At 64.7% G+C, this 22,080-nt stretch carries 23 protein-coding genes and 1 tRNA gene; 8 read left to right on the top strand and 16 right to left on the bottom strand.

The window, feature by feature from the left end:
- The first annotated feature begins 337 nt into the window (after positions 1-337).
- Positions 338-1,003 (top strand): S24 family peptidase, encoded by a 666-nt coding sequence (locus ACFSM0_RS11810; RefSeq protein WP_377390593.1) that lies wholly within the window; start codon positions 338-340, stop codon positions 1,001-1,003.
- 73 nt (positions 1,004-1,076) lie between these two features.
- Complete coding sequence (locus tag ACFSM0_RS11815) at positions 1,077-1,571, top strand: YbjQ family protein (RefSeq protein WP_377390596.1); 495 nt, start codon at positions 1,077-1,079, stop codon at positions 1,569-1,571.
- A gap of 200 nt (positions 1,572-1,771) precedes the next feature.
- On the opposite strand, the gene ACFSM0_RS11820 is transcribed toward ACFSM0_RS11815, so the two are convergent.
- From ACFSM0_RS11820 to ACFSM0_RS11845, 6 genes are all read right to left on the bottom strand, one after another.
- Positions 1,772-1,861 (bottom strand) — tRNA-Ser (locus ACFSM0_RS11820).
- A gap of 84 nt (positions 1,862-1,945) precedes the next feature.
- The gene (locus ACFSM0_RS11825) at positions 1,946-4,486 is read right to left on the bottom strand and encodes a DUF3772 domain-containing protein (RefSeq protein ID WP_377390598.1); all 2,541 of its coding nucleotides are present in this window, start codon (positions 4,484-4,486) and stop codon (positions 1,946-1,948) included.
- On the bottom strand, positions 4,483-5,511 hold the full coding sequence (locus ACFSM0_RS11830) for a cysteine synthase A (RefSeq protein WP_377390600.1): 1,029 nt from the start codon (positions 5,509-5,511) through the stop codon (positions 4,483-4,485). The genes ACFSM0_RS11825 and ACFSM0_RS11830 overlap by 4 nt, the downstream gene beginning before the upstream one ends.
- A 57-nt stretch (positions 5,512-5,568) precedes the next feature.
- Positions 5,569-6,705 (bottom strand): NUDIX domain-containing protein, encoded by a 1,137-nt coding sequence (locus ACFSM0_RS11835; RefSeq protein WP_377390602.1) that lies wholly within the window; start codon positions 6,703-6,705, stop codon positions 5,569-5,571.
- Positions 6,706-6,743: 38 nt separating this feature from the next.
- Positions 6,744-7,220: a TrgA family protein gene (locus ACFSM0_RS11840; RefSeq protein ID WP_377390604.1), complete on the bottom strand. Its 477-nt coding sequence runs from the start codon at positions 7,218-7,220 to the stop codon at positions 6,744-6,746.
- A 110-nt stretch (positions 7,221-7,330) separates the two neighbouring features.
- On the bottom strand, positions 7,331-8,764 hold the full coding sequence (locus ACFSM0_RS11845) for a cryptochrome/photolyase family protein (protein ID WP_377390606.1): 1,434 nt from the start codon (positions 8,762-8,764) through the stop codon (positions 7,331-7,333).
- Between the two features lie 158 nt (positions 8,765-8,922).
- Between ACFSM0_RS11845 and ACFSM0_RS11850 the strand changes: the two genes are divergently transcribed.
- Complete coding sequence (locus tag ACFSM0_RS11850) at positions 8,923-9,975, top strand: ABC transporter substrate-binding protein (RefSeq protein ID WP_377390608.1); 1,053 nt, start codon at positions 8,923-8,925, stop codon at positions 9,973-9,975.
- 110 nt (positions 9,976-10,085) lie between these two features.
- Positions 10,086-10,442: a CU044_2847 family protein gene (locus tag ACFSM0_RS11855; RefSeq protein ID WP_377390610.1), complete on the top strand. Its 357-nt coding sequence runs from the start codon at positions 10,086-10,088 to the stop codon at positions 10,440-10,442.
- A gap of 6 nt (positions 10,443-10,448) precedes the next feature.
- Here ACFSM0_RS11855 and ACFSM0_RS11860 read toward each other — a convergent pair whose 3' ends face one another.
- From ACFSM0_RS11860 to ACFSM0_RS11875, 4 genes are read right to left on the bottom strand one after another with little or no spacing between them, the layout of a single operon-like run.
- Entirely contained in the window at positions 10,449-11,288 is an 840-nt protein-coding gene (locus ACFSM0_RS11860; RefSeq protein WP_377390612.1) for an ATP-binding protein, read from the bottom strand.
- A complete protein-coding gene (tatC, locus tag ACFSM0_RS11865) occupies positions 11,285-12,106 on the bottom strand; it encodes a twin-arginine translocase subunit TatC (protein WP_377390614.1) in 822 nt (273 codons plus the stop codon). Before tatC ends, ACFSM0_RS11860 begins: the two co-directional genes overlap by 4 nt.
- Positions 12,103-12,552, bottom strand: a complete 450-nt coding sequence (gene tatB, locus ACFSM0_RS11870; protein ID WP_377390616.1) for a Sec-independent protein translocase protein TatB — start codon at positions 12,550-12,552, stop codon at positions 12,103-12,105. Before tatB ends, tatC begins: the two co-directional genes overlap by 4 nt.
- A gap of 23 nt (positions 12,553-12,575) precedes the next feature.
- On the bottom strand, positions 12,576-12,779 hold the full coding sequence (locus ACFSM0_RS11875) for a twin-arginine translocase TatA/TatE family subunit (RefSeq protein WP_377390618.1): 204 nt from the start codon (positions 12,777-12,779) through the stop codon (positions 12,576-12,578).
- A gap of 167 nt (positions 12,780-12,946) precedes the next feature.
- Between ACFSM0_RS11875 and ACFSM0_RS11880 the strand changes: the two genes are divergently transcribed.
- Genes ACFSM0_RS11880 through ACFSM0_RS11890 form a run of 3 tightly spaced genes read left to right on the top strand, consistent with a single transcriptional unit; the run spans position 12,947 to position 14,593 of the window.
- On the top strand, positions 12,947-13,330 hold the full coding sequence (locus ACFSM0_RS11880; RefSeq protein WP_377390620.1) for a helix-turn-helix transcriptional regulator: 384 nt from the start codon (positions 12,947-12,949) through the stop codon (positions 13,328-13,330).
- A 9-nt stretch (positions 13,331-13,339) separates the two neighbouring features.
- Positions 13,340-13,960, top strand: a complete 621-nt coding sequence (locus tag ACFSM0_RS11885; RefSeq protein WP_377390622.1) for a MarC family protein — start codon at positions 13,340-13,342, stop codon at positions 13,958-13,960.
- A 57-nt stretch (positions 13,961-14,017) separates the two neighbouring features.
- Positions 14,018-14,593, top strand: a complete 576-nt coding sequence (locus tag ACFSM0_RS11890) for a retropepsin-like aspartic protease family protein (protein ID WP_377390624.1) — start codon at positions 14,018-14,020, stop codon at positions 14,591-14,593.
- 64 nt (positions 14,594-14,657) lie between these two features.
- Here ACFSM0_RS11890 and ACFSM0_RS11895 read toward each other — a convergent pair whose 3' ends face one another.
- Positions 14,658-15,626, bottom strand: a complete 969-nt coding sequence (locus ACFSM0_RS11895; RefSeq protein ID WP_377390626.1) for a magnesium transporter CorA family protein — start codon at positions 15,624-15,626, stop codon at positions 14,658-14,660.
- 525 nt (positions 15,627-16,151) lie between these two features.
- Between ACFSM0_RS11895 and ACFSM0_RS11900 the strand changes: the two genes are divergently transcribed.
- A complete protein-coding gene (locus tag ACFSM0_RS11900) occupies positions 16,152-16,511 on the top strand; it encodes an ArsR/SmtB family transcription factor (RefSeq protein WP_377390728.1) in 360 nt (119 codons plus the stop codon).
- Positions 16,512-16,772: 261 nt separating this feature from the next.
- Here the strand turns inward: ACFSM0_RS11900 and ACFSM0_RS11905 are convergent, their stop codons facing one another.
- From ACFSM0_RS11905 to ACFSM0_RS11925, 5 genes are all read right to left on the bottom strand, one after another.
- Complete coding sequence (locus ACFSM0_RS11905) at positions 16,773-17,621, bottom strand: ATP-binding cassette domain-containing protein (protein WP_377390628.1); 849 nt, start codon at positions 17,619-17,621, stop codon at positions 16,773-16,775.
- The gene (locus ACFSM0_RS11910; protein WP_377390630.1) at positions 17,618-18,457 is read right to left on the bottom strand and encodes an ABC transporter ATP-binding protein; all 840 of its coding nucleotides are present in this window, start codon (positions 18,455-18,457) and stop codon (positions 17,618-17,620) included. Before ACFSM0_RS11910 ends, ACFSM0_RS11905 begins: the two co-directional genes overlap by 4 nt.
- Before the next feature lies 1 nt (position 18,458).
- Positions 18,459-19,361, bottom strand: coding sequence for an ABC transporter permease subunit (locus ACFSM0_RS11915; protein WP_377390632.1), 903 nt, complete (start codon positions 19,359-19,361; stop codon positions 18,459-18,461).
- Entirely contained in the window at positions 19,358-20,365 is a 1,008-nt protein-coding gene (locus ACFSM0_RS11920; RefSeq protein WP_377390634.1) for an ABC transporter permease subunit, read from the bottom strand. The genes ACFSM0_RS11915 and ACFSM0_RS11920 overlap by 4 nt, the downstream gene beginning before the upstream one ends.
- A gap of 95 nt (positions 20,366-20,460) precedes the next feature.
- A complete protein-coding gene (locus tag ACFSM0_RS11925) occupies positions 20,461-22,065 on the bottom strand; it encodes an ABC transporter substrate-binding protein (RefSeq protein WP_377390636.1) in 1,605 nt (534 codons plus the stop codon).
- Positions 22,066-22,080 lie beyond the last annotated feature (15 nt).

Consider the following 22,080-nt stretch of genomic DNA (forward strand, 5'->3'; position numbering starts at 1 on the left):
TCTTGTTCTTCGGGGGGCGGGGGATGTCGCGTGGCCATTCAAGGTCTGCGGACCAGTTTTCGCTGAACCAGGCGACAGCCCGTTCCGCGCGACGCAGCGTGCAACTTGCTCCACCTTTCAAACGAGGGAGCCACTTCCCGTCATTTTCGGCTTAAGTGGAGATTGTCGAGAGCTCCAGCGCGCGATGCCCCCCATAGATCTAAGCCAGTCGAATGATGCATTCTGTGCACATTTTAGTCTCGGTATCGTTACCGGTCACAACAAAATGGTAATGATACCGATAGTAAAGTGTTCTGCGTTCGGTAATAATACCGATCGCAGAACCCGTTTGAGAGCCATGGAAGACTTAGGAAAACAGTTCGGAGGAATTGTTGAAGAGCGCTTGAAGGCGCTGAAAACGAACGCTTTTGCGGTCGAGAAAGCCTTTGGCCTTCCCCCGGACGCGATTCGGAACGTGATCCGAGCGAAGAAACCTTCTGGGCCGACGCTATCGAGAGTTCAGGAGATCTGCGAAGCTCTCGACCTAGAATTTTATGTTGGTCCCCGACGTGCGTCTGGCCCCGTAGAGACCGTTGTTCTAGAAAACGAGGACTTCGCACCCATTATGCGGCTAGATGCTCGCGCCTCGGCCGGACCGGGGTCTGAGAATGGTGACGTTCAGGTCGTCGAAAAGCTGGCGTTTCGGCGCGACTGGTTGACCCGGATGGGCGTTGACCCGGCAAAGGCAGTGCTTGTTCAAGTGCAGGGTGACAGCATGACGCCCGGCTTGCATGACGGAGACCTCGCCCTGATCGATCAACGTCGCAACACGGTGCGCAGTGGTCAGGTTTACGCGCTGACCGATATCGACGGATCGACGCGCGTCAAGCGTGTGGATGTGCTTCCGACGGGCCTGATATTGCGCTCTGATGCGCCATCTTACCCAACCGAGTTCCGGCCGTCTGACGACGCGAACCGCGTGAACATCATTGGCCAGGTCGTGTGGTCCGGTCATACTTGGTAGAGCGAGTTCGGTTGGTCGAGGTGACCACAAAACACCTAGGTCAGATAATGAGCATTTAGAGGAGGACATACTCATGGCTATCTGTGCCGGATGCGGTGAAAAAGTCTCTCGATTTGATCTATTCCATGGGTATTGCCCCGCTTGCTACGATGCTAAGCGAAGAAAAGACGGGGCAGAACGTGCCGCGACAGAGGAGCAGGAACAGCTTGCTGCGATGGAACGGCAAGCACGTCTTGCTCGTATCATACTGACGACAGAGACCGCACACGACCTGCCGGTGGTCGAGCGCCTCGGCATCGTGACCGCAGAATATGTCGTTGGGCTGAACATCTTTCGGGACATCGCCGCTGCATTTCGCGACACCTTTGGCGGTCGCAGCGAGACGATGCAACGCGGCCTTCGTGAGGCGCGCGAGGCGGCGCTTGATGATCTTCGTGCCCAAGCGGTGCAGCTAGGTGCCGATGCCGTTGTCGCGGTCGACTTGGACTATTCCGAGATCTCGGGCGGCGGCAAAAGCATGCTATTTCTTGTCGCCAGCGGCACTGCCGTGAAGCTAAGCCAAGTCTGAGCTATGCACTGAGCACATAGCGCTCCGTCCTTGCTAGTGCAGTTTTTTTGTCGTTTTGCTGCAGTTTTTTTGTCGCGCTACACCTTAAGGCACCTGCGGCGAACATCACTATCATGGTTTGTGTAACCTCGTGTGTCACCTCAGGCAATCCACGACAGCCACTTAAGCCTCTGATACTAAAGGGTAATACAGAGGCTTTGTGGCGGACGGGATGGGATTCGAACCCACGAGACGGTTCCCCGCCTACACACTTTCCAGGCGTGCGCCTTCGACCACTCGGCCACCCGTCCGTCGGCGGGTTTAGCGATAAAGATCCGCCCTCGCAAGAGGCAAGCCGCGCAAATCTCACCTTCTTGCGGGATCGGCCCCAAGCTTCAGCGCGCCGCGTCCTCGGGCCCGTCGCCATCCTCGGCATCGCGGTCGTCGCCGTCTTCGCGCCCGTCATTATCCGACAGCCGCGCGATCCCCTCGCCCGGCTCCGGGGGTTCGGGGGCAACTGCGCAAGCTTCCTCCCCGCGGGCCTCGGGCGGCGGACAGGGGCGGCAGCGCGGGCCCGCCTCGGGTTGCAGCGTCTCGGGGTTGCGAATCCAGATGTCGCGCTGCGCAAACGGGATCTCGATCCCCTCGGCTGCAAACCGCTCGGCAATCTGGTGATTCATCTCGGACAGGACGCGCAACTTGAAGTTCACATCCGACAGGATCGCCCGGATCTCGAAATCCATGCTGTCGGCGCCAAAGCCCATGAACAGCGCAAAGGGGGCCGGCGTCATCATCACCAGCGGATGCGCCTGCGCGATCTCGGCCAGGATCTTCTCCACCTTCCGCGTATCGGTGCCGTAAGACACGCCCACGGGCACCACGAGCCGCCCGGTCTTGTTGCCGCGGGTCCAGTTGGTCACCGAACCGGAGATCAGATCGGCATTGGGCACGATCACATCGGTTCGGTCAAAGGTTTCCACCACAGTGGAGCGCACCGAGATGGCTTTCACGATGCCCTGATAGCCGCCCACCTCAATCCAGTCACCCTCGGAAATGGGCCGCTCGATCAACAGGATAATGCCGGAAACGAAGTTCTGGACGATGGTCTGGAGACCAAAGCCGATGCCGACGGAAAGCGCCCCGGCGACGATCGCGAGAGAGCTCAGGTCGATCCCGGCGGTGGAAATCGCCACCAGAGCAGCACTCGCAAGCCCGACATACCCGATCCCGGAGGTGATCGCGTTTTGCCCGCCCTTGTCGAGCGAGGTCTTGGGCAGGATCGTCGATTTCAGCGCCCCCTGCAACAGCCGGGTGAGCGCGTAGCCGATGCCAAACACCACGGCAAAGGTGATGAAGGAGGTGGGCGAAATGCGCACGCCCCCAACCGCGACACCGTTCTGGAACGAGGTCCAGAGTTCCAGCAGATCCTCGATCCGCGCGCCCCAGATCAGCGCCAGAAGCGGCAGCGAGGCGAGCGCAATCAGAAAGCCGCCCAGAACCGGGAGCAGGGCATCGCGCCGCACCTCCTCGCCGCGCGCGAGCGTGACGTAAAGCTCGGCGAGGAAAGCCTGCACCGTTGCGACGGCAGCAAAGAGCCCAAGCGACGCGACCGCGGGCCAGATCAGCGCATCGGCCGCGCTGACATAGCCGATGACCCCGAGCACCGGGGCCGCCAGGGCGATCAGCAAAAGCGCGGTGCCGAGCCAGCGCATCAACTGGCGCCGGAACGCGCCGTCGTCGCCCTCGGTCGTGGTCATCACCTTGCGGCGCAAAAGCTGGCCCATGCGGAACAGCCCGACCGCGGCAAAGATCTGCAAGGGCGCCTGCAGCACCGAAAGCGCCGCATCGGCGCGCTCCGCCACGGCCTGCGCCTGATCGGCGGCCAGATCACTCGTCGCCCCGAGAAAATCCTCGGCATGGGGCGCGACCCAAAGCAGCAAAAGCTGATGTGCAGCAAAGGCAAAGCCGAGCGAGACGGCATGAATGCGCCCTTCGGCACGGCCGTCCTCGCCAAGGCTGAGCGTGCTCTCCACCCCCGGCCGCGCCGGAAAGATCCGCGCCCCGAGCCACCACGCCATCAGCACGGTGAACAAAAACACCGGCGCATCGCGGAAAAGCTCGGACAGGATCGGGCCGAAAAGCGAGGTCTGATCAATCGCAATCACCAGCAGGTTCGCGCCCAGAACCGGCAGCACCACCTGCCCCAGCGAGACGAGGCCCGAAATCAGGTTGCGCCCGCGCATCGCGGTCTTGCCCAGAAGAAAGTCGGTCGCGCGCATCATCCAGCGCCGTCCGCGCGCAAGCAGCACCAGCGCGGCGAGCACGAGGCCGATGATCAGCGGCGCATTGGTGCGCAGCTCGTCGTAGTTGACCGGCTGGGTGAAGCGCCAGCGGGTTTCGTCATAGATCCACGCCCCCATCCAGCGCACCAGCGAGGCGGCGGCGGGCCAGTTCACGGGGTTCGCCACCGAGGGCGAAAGCCGCAAAAGCTTGTCGGCCTGCCGCTCGCGCACCAGCTTGTCGATGGTGCGGATGATGCTGTCGGCGCGGCTTGCGGCCTCGGTCGCGGTGATCCCCGGCGCTTGCAGCTTGGCGAGCTGCTCGGTGAGCTCGGTGCGGCGCTTGGCGATCAGCGCATCCTCGGTTGCGCCTTCCTCGGGCGCAGGACCAAGCGCCGCGATCTGGCTTTTCACCGTGGCGATCTGGTCGGCATTGGCGTCTTGCTCGGCGGTGAAGGTGGTGCGCCACTTCACCATTTCGGCGCGCATTTCGCTGAGCGTGGATTCGCTCGCGGCGGCCTCGGCAACCGCATCTTCAACCTTCTGAGAAACCTTGGTGAAGGCTTTGATGTCGCTTGCAGAAATCTCGGCCATTGCGGGCACGGCCAAAACCAGCGCCAGCGTGAGCGCGAGCGCGCGCAAAACCGTGCGGTTCATGCAAAAACCTCCGGCAGGGCGCGGCGCGGCAGCGTTTCAAAGCGCGGCAACGGCAGGCCCTTTTCACGCAAAAACGCGGGGTTGAAGAGCTTCGACTGATAGCGCGCGCCATGGTCGCACAGGATCGTGGCAATCGTGTGCCCCGGCCCCATCTCGCGCGCCATGCGGATTGCACCCGCGATATTGATTCCCGAAGAGCCGCCGACGCAAAGCCCCTCATCGGCGAGCAGATCGAAGATCAGCGGCAGGGCCTCGCGATCGGGAATGCAAAAGCTCATATCCGGCGTGAAGCCTTCGAGGTTGGCGGTGATGCGCCCCTGCCCGATCCCCTCGGTGATCGAGGAGCCCTCGGATTTCAGCTCTCCCGTCGTGTAGAAGCTGTGCAGCGCCGCCCCTTCCGGGTCGGCAAGCGCGACCTTCACGCCCTTCGGTTGCAGCGCCATTGCCGTGCCCGCCAGCGTGCCGCCCGAGCCGACGGCCGCCACGAACCCGTCGAGCTTGCCCTGCGTCTGCGCCCAGATCTCCGGGCCGGTGGTCTCGATATGGGCCTGCCGGTTTGCCACATTGTCGAACTGGTTGGCCCAGATCGCGCCATTGGGCTCGGTCTGCGCCAAAGCCTCGGCAAGGCGGCGCGAATAATGCACGTAATTGTTCGGGTTCTTGTAGGGCGCGGCGGGCACTTCGACGAGTTCCGCCCCCGCCAGCCGCAGCATGTCCTTTTTTTCCTGGCTTTGCGTCACCGGAATCACGATCACCGTGCGAAAGCCCATCGAGGCGCCCACGAGCGCCAGCCCGATGCCGGTATTGCCCGCCGTGCCCTCGACGATGGTGCCGCCGGGGGCTAGGGCCCCCCGCGCCACCGCGTCACGGATGATGTAAAGCGCGGCGCGATCCTTGATCGACTGGCCGGGGTTCAGAAATTCGGCCTTGGCCAGGATCGTGCAGCCGGTGATCTCGGAGGCGTGCCGCAGCCGGATCAGGGGCGTGTTGCCGATCGTCGCGGCCAGGTCGGGGCAAAAGGTCATGGCGGTCCTTGAGGTCAAGAAGGGTCGCCCCCAGAGTAGGGCGCAACCCCGCCCCCCTCAAGCCCTCAGCGCTTCCGCACGCAGCCCCTCGCGCAACCGTGCAAGCCAGAGCGCGAGCACGATCAGCGGCCCGTTCTCCACCTCGCCCTCCGCGATCAACGCCATCATCTCGTCAAAGGAGAGGCGATGGCTGCGGATATCCTCGCCCTCTTCCTCCAGCCCGCCAAGCCCCGGCGCCGCATCAGGAAGGTCGCACAACCCGATGTAACAATAAAGATATTCCGTTTTGGCGCCGGGCGAAGGGTAATGCGATGGGGCCGCGATCAGGCGCGCGAGCGCCACGCCCGCCTCTTCTTCGGCCTCGCGTTTCGCCGCCGCCTCGGGGCTTTCCCCCGCATCGACGCGCCCGGCCACCGCCTCCAGCGACCAAGGGTTCGCATCCCCCCGCGCCAGCGGGCCGGTGCGGAACTGTTCGACCAGCAGCACCCGGTCACGGCGCGGATCATAGGGCAGCACCACCGTCGCATCGCCCGAGATGAAAGCCGCCCGCTCAAGCGGTTTGCTCATCGAGCCGTCAAAGCGGCGATGGCGCAAGGTGTAATCCTCAACTGCGAAAAACTTCGCGTAAGGGGTGCGCAGGCTCTCGATTTCCACATCGTCGGGGCCGGGCTGAAAGCGCAGCTTGGCGGGCCGCGGCACCCCGGCGCGCAGCCGCGAGGCGGCGCGCACGCGGATCATCGGATACCGGCCCAGCGCCTGCTCCATCGGCACCTGTCCCCGCAGCGCGATCACCTCGGCCACGGCGAGCGTTGCGAGCGCCCCCTTTTCGGCCGCCCAAGCCGCGAGGGTCCAGAGCTGCCCCACACCCCAGCGCCCCGGCTCCGGCAGATAGACCCAGGCCTCGCGCGGCTGGCCCTTGGCATCGGTTACGGTCAGGCGTGCCTTGGCATAGCCGATCTCATACCAGTCCAGAAGCTCGGTCTCTGCGGCGCTGATCTCCGCAAGCCCCCCTTCGGCGCCCGCCAGCCCCTCCACAAGGAGCGGATAGCCCAGATCGGTGCCATCGGTATCGCAGGCGTGGCGCACTTCATAGCCCGGAAGCCGCGCCGGTTCGAGCGGTTTCGACGCGCCCAGAACGGCCGCCAGAAGCGGCTCATGGCACAGGGTGCCATAGAAGAAATAGAGTTCTGTCAATAGCTTGGCCTCATGCTGCCCGAGAGCGCGCGCGGGGCCTATTTCCAGCGGCGCCACGCCCATTCCGAAAGGATAGCGGAAAGGATGCCGCCAAGGAAGACCACCGCGATCGCGTCGAAACGCAGCACCGTGGCGGCGCTTGTCATGCCCTGCGTGATCACATCGAGCACCGCATCCAGCGGTTCGCGGTAGCGGCCCATCATCATGCGATGCATCACCTGCACCGCGCCGAGAAAGAGAATCGTCCAGACCAACAGATAAAGCGCCCCGTGCACCCCCCGCTCACAGGCGCGCGCGAGGCCGCGACCGGGGTGAAGGCCGATCACCCGCCAGCCGAGCAGCAGCCCGAACGAGGCCGCCACGCCAAGAAAGCCGCTGACCGAATCTTTCGAGGGCAAGTTCGGCACGGCAAGGAGTGCGGCAAGAAACCCCGTCGCCGCCAAGCCGAGCGCGCCAAAGAGCTTCGCCGTGGTCGGCAGCTTCACCTGCGTATCGCGCAAAACAACTTTTTGCATCGCTTACTCCACCGGGCACCAGCACTGGCAAGATCTTGTTCACCCATAGTTTCGTGCCGCAATGTGGCGCGAATCGGGCTGGAATGTTCTCAAGGTGGAAACGATCTGTTTCAGCCTTTGGCGCTCTCCCGCGCGGCATAGGCCGCCAATGCGCGCGCCCGGCCCTCGGCAAGCGAGATCAGCGGCGGCGGAGCCGGCGCGCCGGGCAGAAGCGCCCAGCTTTGCGGCACGGCTCCAAAAAAGTCGCGCGCGGTCTCGGGGGCATGGCGGTTGCCCTCGGCCAGCCAGCGGCGGCGATAAGCGCCCTCGGGGTCGAATTTCTCGGCCTGACTTGCCGGGTTGAAAATGCGGAAATAGGGCGCCGCATCGGGGCCCGAGCCCGCCACCCATTGCCAGCCCATCGCATTTGCCGCCGGATCATGGTCGATCAGGCACTCCTCGAACCATTTGAGCCCGATCCGCCAATCGGTCAGCAGATGCTTGGTGAGATAGGAGGCGGCGATCATCCGCGCACGGTTGTGCATCCGCCCGGTGACGTAAAGCTCGCGCATCGCCGCATCCACCACGGGCTCGCCCGTCATGCCCCGCCGCCAGCGCTCGGCGGCGGCGCTCTCGCCCGCCCAGGGAAAGCTGTCCCAGTCTGCGCGCCAGTTCTTGGTCCCGAGATCGGGGAAGTGGAACATCAGATGCCAGGCGAATTCGCGCCAGACCAGTTCCTTCAGGAAGGTCTCCGCCCCCGCCGCGCCGTCGTGCAGCGCCCGCGCGCCCGCATGCCAGATCTGCGCGGGCGAAATCTCGCCCCAGGCAAGATGCTCGGAAAGCTCCGACGTGGCCGCTTCGGCCAGAAAATCGCGCCGCTCCTTGTAATGCGTCACCGGGCCATCGAAAAAGGCCGCCAGCCGGGCCTGAGCCGCCGCCTCGCCAATCCGGGCATATTTTGCCACCACCGCGGCGCCGCGGCGCATATCTTGCCCAAGGCCCAGATCCGCAAGCGCCACGCCCCGCAACGCAGGGCCGCTGCGCAACTGCGAGACCGCCGCAAGGGGCGGCGCCACCGGCAGGCCGCGCACCGCCTTCCAAAACGGCGTATACACCCGGTAGGGCCCGCCCTGCCCCGTCTTCACCTCCCAGGGCGGAAACAGGATCTGCCCCGGAAAGGACCGCGCCTCGACGCCCCCGGCTTTCAGCGCCGCCTTGATGGCGCTGTCGCGCGCCACCGCTGCCGGGTCGAGATCGCGGCTCCACCAGACCGCCCCCGCCCCCGCCTCGGCGATCAGTGCCTTGAGCGTCTCAAGCGCGGGGCCGCGGCGCAGCACCACCGGGCAGCCCAAGGCCTCGAGCCGGGGCAGAAAATCACGCAAGGCCTCGCCAAGCCGCCAGCGTGGCGCCGCGCCATAGCCCGACACCACCGCGTCGCACACAAAGACCGCCACAACCGGTCGCCCCGAGCTTGCCGCGGCGCTCAGCATCGGATGATCGGAAAGCCGCAGATCGCGGCGCAGCCACAGCAGGATCGGTTTTTCGGGGCGCAGATCAGATGTCATGGCGCCAAACTGGGGCCAGAAAGGCAGGTCTGCAAGAGGGAGGCGCACGAAAGCCTGCCGCGGGGTCAAGGCCGCGCCCTGAGCCAAAGTTTCGCTTGTCCGTGCCCGGAGCGCGGTCTAGCGTGCCCCAAAACCACCACAACAGGGAACCATTCCAGATGAAAAAATCCTCAGTCCTGCTTGCTTCCGCCGCCGTTGCGGCCGCGTTTTCCGCCCCGGTGCGGGCGGCCGATCCGGGGCTTTTGGTGTTTGACTGGGCCGGCTTCGAGATTGACGGCGTGCTCACCAGCTATGTTGCCAAAAACGGCGACAAGCCGACTTATTCCTTCTACGGCGATGACGACGAGGCCTATCAAAAGCTCGCTTCGGGCTTCAAGGCCGACGTGGCGCACCCCTGCTCGCAAATGGTCTCCAAATACCGCGATGCCGGCCTGATCGAGCCGTGGGATCCGGCAAAAATCCCGGCCATCGCCGATATCGACCCGAAATATCTGCAATCGCCGATCTTCAAGGATGATCAGGGCGTCTGGTTCATCCCGACCGACTGGGGCGCCGCCGCCATCGCCTACAACCCCGAGGAAGTGCCCGCCGAAGATGTAGCGACGCTGCAAGTGTTCAAGGATCCGAAATACGCGGGCCGGATCTCGCTGCCGAACTCGTCGGACGATGTCTGGGCGCTGGCCTATCTCGCCACCGGCGTGACCGACTGGACCAATGTCAGCGAAGAGCAGTTCCAGGCCGCCGCGGCCTGGCTGCGCGAGGTGCACCCCAATGTGCTCAGCTACTGGGCGGACCCGTCCGAGCAGGCGCAGACCATGGCCTCGGGGGAAGTGCTGATCTCGTGGTCGTGGAACGACGGCGTGACCTATCTGCGCGCCGACAATTACCCGGTCGCCTTCCAACGCGAGCCGGTCGAGGGCTCCTCGACCTTCATCTGCGGCTACGTCAACCTGAAAGACGGCCCCGGCTCGGAAGAAAAAGCCTATGATTTCATGAACTCGTGGCTTGCTCCGACCTCGGCGCGCGCGCTTTTGGACGAAATCGGATACGGCCATTCCAGCCTCAAGGCGATGGAAACGATCCCGATGGAAGAGCAAATCGAGGCGGGCGTGGGCCCGGTCAATGCGCCGATCCTGCCGCAAGTGCCGAACGATCCGGTGCTGCGTGAGCGGCAACTGGCCGAGTTCGAAAAGATCAAGGCCGGGTTCTGATCCGGTCGCCAGCATGCAAGGGGGCGCTTCGGCGCCCCCTTCGCTTTTCCGGTTTCGGGCAAGCTGTGCTATTCTCCCACATCGGATGTGCCGCAGCACGGGAGGATGCGATGGCCACGAAAATCCAGATGTTCGAATTGAAGAGCGGCGCGCGCGTCGCGGTGGAAGTCCCCGCCGAAATGCCCGCCGATCCGGGCGATCAGATGCGCAGTTTCAGCCGCACCGAGCGGATCGCCGATGCGCTTGTCGAAGAGACCGGTCAGCGCTTCTCGGAGGCGCTCGAAGGGGTGCAGGAGGCCGCGCAGGAGATCTTGCAGGGCTTTGCCAAAAGCCTCGCCCCCGACGAGTTGAAGCTCAGCTTCGGGCTCAAATTCTCCGCCGCAACCGGGGTGGTGCTGGCCTCCGCCGATGCCGAGGCCACGCTGACGCTCAGCGCCACATGGACGAAGCCGAAGCCCGCAACGTGAACCGCCTCAGACCGCGAGCCCGTGCCGGCCGGCGAGATCGGTGAAGAACTGCCACGCCACCCGGCCCGAGCGCGAGCCCCGCGTGCGATACCATTCCACCGCCTCGGCGCGCAGCACCTCTGCGTCGATGTTCAGCCCATGCGCGGCGCAATAGCCCTCGATCATGGCGAGATATTCGTCCTGATCGCAGGGATGGAAGCCGAGCCAGAGGCCAAAGCGGTCGGAAAGCGAGACCTTCTCCTCGACCGCCTCGGAAGGGTTGATCGCGGTCGAACGCTCGTTCTCGATCATGTCGCGCGGCATCAGATGGCGCCGGTTCGAGGTGGCATAAAAGATCACATTGGCAGGGCGCCCCGCGATCCCGCCATCAAGCACGGCCTTGAGCGATTTGTAATGCTGATCATCATGGCTGAAGCTCAGATCATCGCAAAAGAGCACAAAGCGCCGCTCGGGCGCGGTGCGCAAAAGGGTCAAAAGCCGCCCGACCGAGGGCAGATCTTCGCGCGCAAGCTCGACCAGCGTGAGCGCCAGCCCCTGCCCCCTCACCGCGGCATGCACCGCCTTGACGAGCGAGGATTTGCCCATCCCGCGCGCGCCCCACAAAAGCGCATTGTTCGCCGCGGCGCCGCGCGCAAATTGCAGAGTATTGGCCAAAAGCGTGTCGCGCGCCCGGTCAATGCCGCGCAGAAGCGCCAGATCAACACGCGACACCTCTGCCACCGGCTCCAGCCGGTCAGGCGCGGCATGCCACAAAAACGCATCTGCGGTGGCAAAATCAGGGGCCGGTTCCGGCGCCGGGGCAAGCCGCTCCAGCGCCGCCGCAATCCGTTCCAGCGGATCGGTCATTCGTCTTCATCCTCGTCAAACCATGTGCCCTCGGCCCGCATCCGCGCCTCACGCTTTTTCTCGATGCGTTTGACAAGCTGGATCGAGACCTCAAAGAGCGGGTAGACCGCGCAGAAAAGCATCATCTGCGAGATCACATCGGGCGGCGTGGCAATGGCCGCAACCAGCAAGATCACGACGATGGCGTATTTGCGCACCCCGGAGAGCGCGGCCGCCGAGACCAGCCCCGCCTTGCCCATCAGCGTGAGCAAAACGGGAAGCTGGAAGCAGATCCCGAACGCGAGCACGAATTTTGTGGTGAGCGAGAGATATTCCTGCACCGAGCCCTGAAAGCCGATCGAGGCAAGCTCGTTGGCGGCAGCCAGATCGCCCTGCTGGAAGCTCAGGAAGAACCGGAACGCCATCGGCAAAACGCCATAATAGGCGAAGGTGGCGCCCACGAAAAACATCACCGGCGAGGCGAGAAGGAACGGCAAGAACGCCTGCTTTTCATTGCGGTAAAGGCCCGGCGCCACAAAGCGCCAAAGCTGCCAGGCAATGATCGGGAAGGAGAGCGCAAAGCCGCCAAGAAAGGAGATGTTGACGGCAACGAAGAACCCTTCCTGCAGCTTGATCAGGTAGAGCCCGCATTGCTGGCCACGGTCGGCGAGCGCATGGCAAATCGGCCGGGTCAGGAAGTTGAACACCGGCTGCCAGACCGCATAGCAGGCCACCATCGCCACCACAAACGCGCCCAGAGAGATCAGAATGCGCGTGCGCAGCTCCGCCAGATGCTCGATCAGCGGCGCGGCGGTATCATCGAGGTTCTCGGCACTCATGCATCACCTTTGGGGGCGGGCTTCGGGGCTGCCTTGGCAGGAGTTTGGGGGGCGGGCAGATCGTCCGGCTCGCCTTCCAGCTCGGCGGCATCAAGCTCGGCCTGCAACTCCGGGTCCGGCACGAAGGGCGTTGCCGCCGCCCCGGCCTTGGCCGCGCTGCCGGGCAACTTCGGGTCCCATTTCTCGAATTTCTCGGTGGCGCGTTCGAGCGCGGCAATCCCCGGCGCCTTCGCCCGGGCAATGTCGGTCAGCCCCTTGGAGGCCTCCTCCAGCCCGGTTTCCTTCGCCGCCTCCTCCATTGCGCGGGTGAAATCGCGCGCCATCGCGCGGGCCTTCGCCGTCACCCGCCCGAGGCTGCGAAACATCACCGGCAGATCCTTCGGACCCACCACGATCAGCGCCACGACGCCAATCACCAGAAGCTCGCTCCAACCGATGTCGAACATGTGCTATGCGCCCCGGGCCGGCCTCAGACCTTGTCTTTCGTCTCGGGCTTGACCTCTTCGGCCTTGGCCTCCTCGATTTCCTTGGTGCCCTCGGCCATGCCCTTCTTGAACGAGGTGATGCCCTTGCCAACCTCGCCCATGAGCGAGCTGACCTTGCCCTTGCCAAAGAGCACCAGCACCACGACAGCGATCAGGATCAGACCGGGCACACCGATATTGTTGAACATGTTTCACTCCTCGCGCGCAGCCGCGCCTGTTGCGTTTGCCCCGTTTTACGAAGCGCACCGGCCAAGGCAAAGCGCCATTTCGGCACGCCCCGGCCCTCCGCACGAGATTACTGACAGTTATTTGTCAGTTGCCCCCCGATGCGCTAGATTGCGCGCCGGAGGCCGCCATGACCCGCAACGAGAGGCTTGAGCAGATCCTGATGCAGCTGCGCAACGGTGCGCTGCTGCGCGCGCGCGACATGGCCGCGCGACTCGGCGTTTCCGAGCGCACAATCTGGCGCGACATGAAAACGCTCGTCGATTACGGCGTGCCGATCGAGGGGGAACGCGGGCTCGGTTATGTGCTGCGCCGCCCGGTGGCGCTGCCGCCGCTGGTGCTGAGCGCCGATGAACTGGCCGCGCTGCATCACCTTTTGCGCCTCGCCGAGGCCCATGCCGATACCCGCATCAGCACTGGCGCGCGTGGCCTTGCCGCCAAGATCCGCGCCGTGATGCCCCCCGAGCCCGAGGAAGACGCGCCCCCTCTGGCGCCTCCCGGGGCAAGCGGCTAATCTCGCCCCATGGGCTCCGCAGAACTTGTCACCGCCTTCGTCACGCTTTTCGTCGTGGTCGATCCGATCGGCCTCGTGCCGGTCTTTCTTGCGCTCACGCAGGGCATGGACGCGCGCATGCGCCGCACCGTGGGGCTGCGCGCGCTTGTCATTGCGGCGCTTTTGCTCACGCTGTTCGGGCTTTTTGGCGATGCGATCCTGCGCGGCATCGGCATTTCTCTGCCCGCCTTCCGCATCGCGGGGGGGCTTTTGCTGTTTCTCACCGCGCTCGACATGCTGTTCGAGCGGCGCACCCAGCGCCGCGAGGGGCAATCGGCCGAACACCCGCCAGACCCTTCGGTGTTTCCGCTCGCCACGCCGCTGCTGGCGGGACCGGGCGCGATGGCGACAATGATCCTGCTCGGCGGGGCGGGCACCGGCTCGGTGCATATGCTCGCGGTGCTCGGCGTCATGCTCGCGGTGCTCGCCTGCGTGTTCGTGCTGTTTCTGCTGGCAACGCCGCTCGAACGCGCGCTTGGCCGCACCGGCACCATGGTTGTCACCCGCCTGCTTGGCATGCTTCTGGCCGCGCTCGCCGTGCAATTCATCCTCGACGGGCTGCAGGGCGCGGGGCTGATCGCGACCCCGTGATCATCGCCCCCCTTGGCCCCCCGCCCCCGCTCCCCACATCGGGGAAAAGGAGATCCCATGTTCGATGACACCTCCCGGCTGATCTATCTCGCCCTCCTCCTCCTCGTCGTGGGCGGCGCGGTTGCGGCCAACCTGCGCCGCCGCCCCGGCGAGGCGCTGCAACAGATGATGATCTGGGCCTTGATCTTTCTTGGCATCGTCGCCGTGGCGGGGCTGTGGCCGGATCTGCGCAGCACGCTGCTGAGCCGTCAGGCGGTGCTGGAAGATGGCCGGATCGAGACCCCGGTCGCCGCCGACGGGCATTATTACCTCACCGCCGAGGTGAACGGCACGCCGCTGCGCTTTGTGGTCGACACCGGCGCAACCTCGATCGTGCTGAGCCAGCGCGATGCCCGGCGCGCCGGGATCGAGACCGCGCGCCTCGCCTATCTCAATCAGGCCCAAACCGCCAATGGCACGGTTGCAATTGCCCCGGTGCGGCTCGACACCGTTGCCATCGGCCCCTTCACCGACACGAATGTGCGCGCCGTGGTCAACCGCGGCGAGCTGGAGGGCTCGCTGCTCGGCATGAGCTACCTCACCCGTTTTGCGAAGGTCGAGTTCGACGGCAACCGGATGATCCTCACGCGCTGAACCGCGGCGGGGAGGCCCGATTTCCCTTGTTTGGGGGCGCTAGCCCCTCGCGCGGGTGGCGCGCCTAGAGCCACTTCTTCCATTTGAAGAACGCCCATGTTCCGACCGCCGAGGCGAGCATCAGCCCCAGTGCGAACGGATAGCCCCAGCTTTGCCGCAGCTCCGGCATGTTGGGAAAGTTCATCCCGTAGGCGGAGGCGATCAGCGTGGGCGGCAGGAACAGCGCCGCCACCACCGAGAGGATCCGCACCGTGTTGTTTTGCTCAAGGTTGATCATGCCGAGCGTCGCATCGACGCTGAGCGACACCCGCGAGGAGAGAAAATCGTTATGCACCGCCAGCGCCGCAATATCGCGCATCAGCGCCTTGGCGATCGGGCGCAGTTCATGCCCCTGCGCATGGCCCGCAAGCGTCTGATCATAAAAGGAAAGCGCCCGTTCCAGCGTGAGAAGCGCAAGCCGGATCTGCCCCAAAAGCTCGCCCAGCCGCCCCACCTCGCCCAGCGAAGCCTTCAGCTCCTCCGGCCCCGCCTCCCCCAGCACCCGCGCCGAAACCCGGTCGAGCCCCCGCCCGACGCCTTCGAGCAGGTCCGCAAGCCGCGCCACGATCTCCTCGACAAGGCCCAGAAAGACCCGCTCCGGCGCATGGCAGCCCGGCGTGGCCCGCGCCGCGCGCTCGGGGTAAGTGGCAAAGCTGCGCGGCTCGTGGTGGCGCACCGTCACCAGCCGCCGCCCGGTCAGAATGAAGCTCACCGGCCCTGAAATCTGATTGCCGTCCGGCAGATGCCCGGGCAGCACCACCGTCATCACATCGGTGCCATTCTCGCGATAAAGCCGGTTCGAGATCTCGATCTCTTCCATATCGGCGAGCGAGGGCACCTCGATGCCCAGCGCCGCCACCGCCGCCACCTGACTGTCGAGCGGGCGATAGAGATCAACCCAGATCGCGCGCTCCAGATCCGGGCGCGGATCGGTGGGGCTTTGCTGACCGAGCCGGGCGAGCCCCGGCGGGGCGGAAACATAGGCGTGAAGCATGGGGGCGATCCTGCGGTTTCGCCCAACAAGCGCGGTGCGCACGCCAAGGTCAAGCCCCGACGCCCCTGCCTCCGCGCGCAAGGCCGGTTTTCGGGCAGACCGGCCTTGCCTTGCCCCCGCCCGGAGCGTGCCGCGATTGCGCCACAATCGGGCGCGATCATCAGGCATCCCTGCCACACTCCAGAGGGGCCCATGGACGTTCCCGGTTTCGACACGCTCGCGCTCATTCTCATCTGTTACGCAAGCCTGCGCGAGGCGTTGTTGCGCGCGCGCCGGATTCGCGCCACCCGCGCCTTCTGGTCTGGCTGGTAACGGCCCCCTGACCCGGCCTTGACCCGACGCTGCCCCGGACGATGCTTTCCTCCGCAGGGGGCGCGGCATTTTGCCTGTTGCCCGGCCTTGTCGCCGTCAGGGGCTCTCGATTCCCTCCGTCAGCCGTGTTATTGCCGGATCATGAAAGATATGCGCGCAACTGAGGAACGGCCTGCGGTGAGTATGGAACCGGGCAAGGGCCCGAAAGACGAGATGAACAATATTTCCCTTCCCGGCACCGGCGAAGATCTCCCCGATGAGCGCTGTGCCGCCCTCGATGCAGAAGAGATGATCGGCCGCGCCCGCGCCGCCTCGAACCTGCTCAAGGCGCTCGCCCATGAAGGGCGGCTGATGATCATGTGCTATCTCGCCTCGGGCGAGAAATCGGTGACGGAGCTTGAGAACCGGCTTGAAACGCGGCAGGCGGCGGTGAGCCAGCAACTTGCGCGGCTGCGCCTCGAAGGGCTTGTGACAAGCCGGCGCGAGGGCAAGACGATTTACTATTCGCTCTCCGACCCCCGCGCGGCCCAGGTGGTGCAGACCGTCTACGACCAGTTCTGCTCGCCAAACTGAGCGCGGCCCCAGCCCCATCCCCAGACCCATCCCGGCACCGTTTCCGAAGATCTTCGGAAACGGTTTTCTGTTCCCGGCGATCGCGCCGCGGAACGATCCACGCGGCCGCCCGAGAATCCCTGACAATCACCTGTGGCGGTAACGCCGCCGGGGCGCAAACGCGCCACGGAACCAAGGCCATGCCGCGGCGGGGCGCCAACCGGCCCGATGGCACGGCGGCCGGGCGAATTGCTCCGCGCGGCGCGCCGTTTCAAGCGGTCTCTATGCGTTCTGGCGCGCCAGACGGGCGGCCTTGCGCCGTTCCACCCGCGCGCGGATCGCGGCCACGTCAGTCACCGGGGTCGCGGCGAAAAGCTGGCGCGTGTAGGGGTGCTGCGGATTGGCGAAAAGCGCCTCGCGCGTGCCCTGCTCCACCGCCTCGCCTTTGGACAGCACCAGCACATCGTCGGCGATGTAGCGCACCACCGAGAGATCGTGGCTGATGAACACATAGGTGAGGTTGAACTCTTCTTGCAGATCCGCCAGCAGGTTCAGCACCTGCGCCTGCACCGAGAGATCGAGCGCCGAGACCGGTTCATCCAGCACCAGAAGCGCCGGGTTCAGCATCAGCGCGCGCGCAATGGCGATGCGCTGGCGCTGGCCACCCGAGAACATGTGCGGATAGCGGTTGAAATGCTCCGGCATCAGCCCGACCTTGGCCAGCATCGCCTCCGCCCGCGCCCGGCGTTCGTCGGCGGGAAGGGAGGTGTTGAGCGCCAGAGGCTCCATCAGCACATCGCCCACCTTCTGGCGCGGGTTGAGGCTGCCGTAGGGGTTTTGGAACACCATCTGCACCTTGGAGCGCATCTGCGGCGTCAGGCGGCGGCGGGCGATGTCGACCTCTTCGCCCCCGACCTTCAGGCTGCCGCCCGATTGCGGGTCGATCAGCGCGATGATCCGCGCGAGCGTGGATTTGCCCGAGCCGCTTTCGCCCACAATCGCCAGCGTCTTGCCGCGCTCGACAGCGAAATCGACGCCCTTGACCGCGCGCACGGTGCTGGCCTTGCTGAAAAGGCCGCTGCGGATGTGGTAATCCTGCGTCAGGGCACGCCCTTCGACGACGATGGTCATTGCAGGGCCTCCGATGCCATGAAATCCGCGACAGTGGGCAGCCGGTCGCCGGTGGCGTTCTCCGGCAGCGCCGACAGAAGCGCGCGCGTATAGGGGTGTTGCGGCGCCTCGAACAGGGTCAGCACGTCGGCCTCCTCCATCTTGCGGCCCTTGTATTGCACCACCACACGGTCGGCGGTTTCGGCCACCACGCCCATATCGTGGGTGATCAGGATCAGCGCCATGTCGTAGCGCTCCTGCAGATCCATCAACAGATCAAGGATCTGCTTCTGGATCGTCACATCGAGCGCGGTGGTCGGTTCATCGGCGATGAGCAGGCGCGGATTGGTGGCAATCGCCATCGCAATCATCACACGCTGACACTGCCCGCCCGACATCTGGTGCGGATAGGCCTTGATCTTGACCTCGGGCTCCGGGATGCCGACGGCGCGGAACAGCTCCAGCGCGCGGGCATGGGCGGCGCGCCGGTCAAGGCCGAGGTTCAGGCGCAACACCTCCTCGATCTGGAACCCCACGGTGAAGGAGGGGTTCAGCGAGGCGATCGGCTCCTGAAAGATCATCGTGATCTCGCGCCCGATCAGGCGGCGGCGCTCTGCCGCGGTCATCTTCAGCAGATCGCGCCCGTCAAAGATCATCTCATCGGCGGTCACTGTCGCGGTGTCGGGCAAAAGCCCCATCACCGCCAGCATCGAGACAGATTTGCCCGAGCCGGATTCGCCCACGATTGCCAGCACTTCGCCCTTGTCGACCGACACGTCGATGCCGTCCACGGCGGTGAAGGCACCGGTGGCGGTGGCAAAGCGCACCGTCAGGTTCTTGATGGACAGGAGGCTCATGTCAGCTCCGCTTCAATTTCGGGTCAAGGGCATCGCGCAGCCCGTCGCCCATCAGGTTGATCGCCAGCACCGAGACGAGGATCGCAAGGCCCGGGAAGGTCACGACCCACCACGCGCGCAGGATGAACTCGCGCGCCTCGGCGAGCATCGTGCCCCATTCAGAGGCCGGGGGTTGCGCCCCCATGCCAAGGAAGCCCAGTGCGGCGCTGTCGAGCACGGCGGAGGAAAACGAGAGCGTCGCCTGCACGATCAGGGGCGCAAGGCAGTTGGGCAGGATGGTGCGGAACATCAGCCGCAGGTTGCCCGCGCCGGCCACGCGCGCGGCAATGACATATTCGCGGGATTTTTCGCCCATCACCGCCGCGCGGGTCAGCCGGGCAAAATGCGGCTGATAGACGATGGCGATGGCAATCATCGCATTGGTCAGACCCGGCCCCAGAATTGCCACCAGAACGAGCGCGAGCAGCAGCGACGGGAAGGCGAGGATCACATCCATCACCCGCATGATCACGGTGTCGACCCAGCCGCCGAAGAACCCGGCGAGCAGCCCGACGATGATCCCGCCCACAAGCGCGATCGAGACCACGACAATGCCGATGAAAAGCGAGAATTGCGCGCCGTAGATCAGCCGCGAGAGCATATCGCGCCCGACCGCATCAGTGCCAAGCCAGAAGCCCGCGCGCCCGCCCTCTTGCCACACGGGCGGCACAAGAAGCGCATCGCGGTATTGCTGGGTCGGGTCATGCGGCGCGATCAAGGGCGCCAAAAGTGCCACCAGCACCAGCACCACAAACACCCACAGCCCCGCAACCGCGCCGCGGTTTTGACGGAAATAGAACCAGAAGTCAGCCAGCATCCGGCGGCGGATCGCCGAATCCGACAGTTTGACGGTAACATCGCTCATTTGTGGCGGATCCTCGGATTGATCAGGCCATAGGTCAGGTCGACGATCAGGTTGACCACCATCACCAGCCCCGCGATCAGCAGAAGGCCGGATTGCACCACCGGATAGTCCCGGCGCGCGATGGAATCGATCATCCATTTGCCGATGCCCGGCCAGGAAAAGATCGTCTCGGTGAGGATCGCGCCCGCCATCAGCACGCCGATTTGCAGGCCGATCGTGGTGATCACGGGGATCATCGCGTTGCGCAGCGCATGCACACCCACCACCCGCGATCGCGGCAGGCCCTTGGCGCGGGCGGTGCGGACGTAATCCTCCCCCATCACCTCAAGCATGGCAGAGCGCGTCTGACGCGCGATCACCGCCAGCGGGATCGTGGCAAGCACGACACCGGGCAAAATGAGATGCGAGGCCGCCGAGGCAAAGGCCCCCTTTTGCCCCGAGATCAGGCTGTCGATCAGCATGAAACCGGTGACTTGCGGGAAATAGTAGAGAAGGCTGATGCGCCCCGACACCGGCGTCCATTGCAAGATGCCGGAAAACAGGATGATCAAGAGCAGGCCCCACCAGAAGATCGGCATCGAAAAGCCGATCAGCGCCCCGGTCATGGAGATCTGGTCGAACCAGGAGCCGCGCCGGATTGCCGCGACCACGCCCACCGGCACGCCCACCAGCGTGGCAATCAGGATCGCGACCAGACCAAGCTCGACCGTCGCCGGGAACAGGGTCAGAAATTCGGTCAGAACAGGCTTTTTGGTGACCAGCGAATTGCCCAGATCACCCTGCATCAGCCGGCCCAGAAACTCCAGATATTGCTGCCAGATGGGCCGGTCAAAGCCCAGTTGCGCCGCCAGTTCTGCGTGGCGTTCGGGCGTGATGCCGCGCTCGCCCGCCATGAGGAGCACCGGGTCCCCCGGCAAAACCCGCACGAAGCTGAAGGCGATGAGCGTGATGCCCAGAAAGGTGGGGATCAGATAAAGCAGTTTCCCGAGGATGAACCGGATCATGCAGTCTTTCCTTGAAAGGCGCGCAGCCCTGAAAGGCACGCGGGCCTTGAAAAGGCGCGCGGGAGGTGCCCCCCCCGCGCGCCCGGTTGCAAGCCTTATTCTTCGATGTCGACGGTTTCGAAGGTGAAGTCACCCAGCGGGCTCATCACGAAGCCGGTCACATTCTTGGCCATCGGCACATATTGGGTCGAGTGGCCCAGCGTGGCCCAGGGCGCCTGATCCTTGAAGATCACCTGAGCTTCTTCGTAAAGCCGGGTGCGCTCGGCCATATCCGAGGTCTGTTTGGCCTGGCTGAGCAGCGCCGAGAAGTCCTCGTTGCACCATTGCGCGCGGTTCGAGCCGCCCTCACCCACGCCCGCGCAGGAGAGCAGAACGCCCATGAAGTTGTCCGGGTCGCCGTTGTCGCCGGTCCAGCCCAGGATCACCGCACCGTCGCGGTTCACCTCGGTCGACTTCTTGAGGTATTCGCCCCATTCATAGGTCACGATCTCGACCTTGACGCCAACCTTGGCAAAGTCTTCCTGCATCATTTCCGCCGCGCGGCGCGCGTTGGGCATGTAGGGACGTTGCACCGGCATCGCCCAGATCTTCATCGACAGATCCTTGACGCCCTCTTCGGCGAGAATCTTCTTCGCGGCTTCCGGGTCATAGGGGTCGTCGGCGATCGCATCGTTGTAAGACCACATGGTCGGCGGGATCGGGTTCTTGGCGATCTGGCCCGCGCCCTGATAGACCGCGTCGATGATCGCCTGTTTGTTGATCGCCATGTTCAGGGCCTTGCGGACCTTCGGGTTGTCGAACGGCGCCATGGTGGTGTTGTAGGCGAGATAGGCCACGTTCAGGCCCGCCTGTTCGTCCACCTTCAGGTTCGGATCGGCCTTGATCGCCTCAAGGTCGGCCGGCGCCGGATAGGGCATCAGCTGGCATTCGCCCGCTTTGAGCTTTTGCAGGCGCACCGCGGCGTCGGGCGTGATTGCAAACACCAGATCGTCGATCTTCGGCGCCTCGCCCCAATAGTCGGGGTTCTTGGCGTAGCGGATCACCGCGTCTTTTTGGTAGGCCACGAATTTGAACGGGCCGGTGCCGATCGGCAGGTTGTTCATGTCTTCGCGCCGGCCGGCCTTGTCGAGCACATCGGCATATTCCGCCGAGATGATCGAGGCAAACGGCATCGCGATATTGGCCATGAACGGCGCTTCGGGGCGGGTCAGGACAAACTTGACCGTGTAGTCATCGACCTTGACGATCTCCTTGATGAGCGAGCCCATCTCCATCGCGTCGAAATATTCGTAAGTGACGCCGGGGATATACTGGTTCCACGGATGCTCGGCGCTCGCTTGACGCTCATAGCTGAAGATCACGTCATCGGCGTTGAATTCGCGGGTGGGGGTGAAGATCTCGTTCGACTGCCACTTCACGCCATGGCGCAGATGGAACGTGTATTCGAGGCCATCGGCCGAAACATCCCAGGTTTCCGCCAGACCGGGTTCGATCTCGGTGGTGCCCTTCTTGAACTCGACGAGGCGGTTGAAGATCGGATGCGCCGAGGCGTCAAAGGTGGTGCCAGCGGTGTAGGGCGCCGGGTCAAACCCCTCGGGCGAGGCTTCCGAGCAGTAAACGAAGGTCTTGGCCAATGCCGGCATCGCCGTCATCATCGCCAGCGCCGAGGCGGCAAGCAGGCTGCGGGTCACAAGTTTCATGTCGAGGTCCTTTCA

Source organism: Rhodobacter lacus (genome assembly GCF_042683065.1).
Lineage (GTDB): Bacteria > Pseudomonadota > Alphaproteobacteria > Rhodobacterales > Rhodobacteraceae > Rhodobacter > Rhodobacter lacus.

Bases quoted from the DNA above. Each gene is read 5' to 3' on its own strand.
- ACFSM0_RS11895 (WP_377390626.1), bottom strand. From the start codon at position 15,626: ATGCTTCACGCCTATGTTTCCGCCCCGCCGGGGCTCGCCCGGCTCGGT.
- tatB (WP_377390616.1), bottom strand. From the start codon at position 12,552: ATGTTCGACATCGGTTGGAGCGAGCTTCTGGTGATTGGCGTCGTGGCG.
- ACFSM0_RS11910 (WP_377390630.1), bottom strand. From the start codon at position 18,457: ATGAGCCTCCTGTCCATCAAGAACCTGACGGTGCGCTTTGCCACCGCC.
- ACFSM0_RS11875 (WP_377390618.1), bottom strand. From the start codon at position 12,779: ATGTTCAACAATATCGGTGTGCCCGGTCTGATCCTGATCGCTGTCGTG.
- ACFSM0_RS11890 (WP_377390624.1), top strand. From the start codon at position 14,018: ATGTTCGATGACACCTCCCGGCTGATCTATCTCGCCCTCCTCCTCCTC.
- ACFSM0_RS11905 (WP_377390628.1), bottom strand. From the start codon at position 17,621: ATGACCATCGTCGTCGAAGGGCGTGCCCTGACGCAGGATTACCACATC.
- ACFSM0_RS11925 (WP_377390636.1), bottom strand. From the start codon at position 22,065: ATGAAACTTGTGACCCGCAGCCTGCTTGCCGCCTCGGCGCTGGCGATG.
- ACFSM0_RS11825 (WP_377390598.1), bottom strand. From the start codon at position 4,486: ATGAACCGCACGGTTTTGCGCGCGCTCGCGCTCACGCTGGCGCTGGTT.
- ACFSM0_RS11920 (WP_377390634.1), bottom strand. From the start codon at position 20,365: ATGATCCGGTTCATCCTCGGGAAACTGCTTTATCTGATCCCCACCTTT.
- ACFSM0_RS11810 (WP_377390593.1), top strand. From the start codon at position 338: ATGGAAGACTTAGGAAAACAGTTCGGAGGAATTGTTGAAGAGCGCTTG.
- ACFSM0_RS11830 (WP_377390600.1), bottom strand. From the start codon at position 5,511: ATGACCTTTTGCCCCGACCTGGCCGCGACGATCGGCAACACGCCCCTG.
- ACFSM0_RS11860 (WP_377390612.1), bottom strand. From the start codon at position 11,288: ATGACCGATCCGCTGGAACGGATTGCGGCGGCGCTGGAGCGGCTTGCC.
- ACFSM0_RS11885 (WP_377390622.1), top strand. From the start codon at position 13,340: ATGGGCTCCGCAGAACTTGTCACCGCCTTCGTCACGCTTTTCGTCGTG.
- tatC (WP_377390614.1), bottom strand. From the start codon at position 12,106: ATGAGTGCCGAGAACCTCGATGATACCGCCGCGCCGCTGATCGAGCAT.
- ACFSM0_RS11900 (WP_377390728.1), top strand. From the start codon at position 16,152: ATGAACAATATTTCCCTTCCCGGCACCGGCGAAGATCTCCCCGATGAG.
- ACFSM0_RS11840 (WP_377390604.1), bottom strand. From the start codon at position 7,220: ATGCAAAAAGTTGTTTTGCGCGATACGCAGGTGAAGCTGCCGACCACG.
- ACFSM0_RS11850 (WP_377390608.1), top strand. From the start codon at position 8,923: ATGAAAAAATCCTCAGTCCTGCTTGCTTCCGCCGCCGTTGCGGCCGCG.
- ACFSM0_RS11880 (WP_377390620.1), top strand. From the start codon at position 12,947: ATGACCCGCAACGAGAGGCTTGAGCAGATCCTGATGCAGCTGCGCAAC.
- ACFSM0_RS11845 (WP_377390606.1), bottom strand. From the start codon at position 8,764: ATGACATCTGATCTGCGCCCCGAAAAACCGATCCTGCTGTGGCTGCGC.
- ACFSM0_RS11815 (WP_377390596.1), top strand. From the start codon at position 1,077: ATGGCTATCTGTGCCGGATGCGGTGAAAAAGTCTCTCGATTTGATCTA.
- ACFSM0_RS11855 (WP_377390610.1), top strand. From the start codon at position 10,086: ATGGCCACGAAAATCCAGATGTTCGAATTGAAGAGCGGCGCGCGCGTC.
- ACFSM0_RS11915 (WP_377390632.1), bottom strand. From the start codon at position 19,361: ATGAGCGATGTTACCGTCAAACTGTCGGATTCGGCGATCCGCCGCCGG.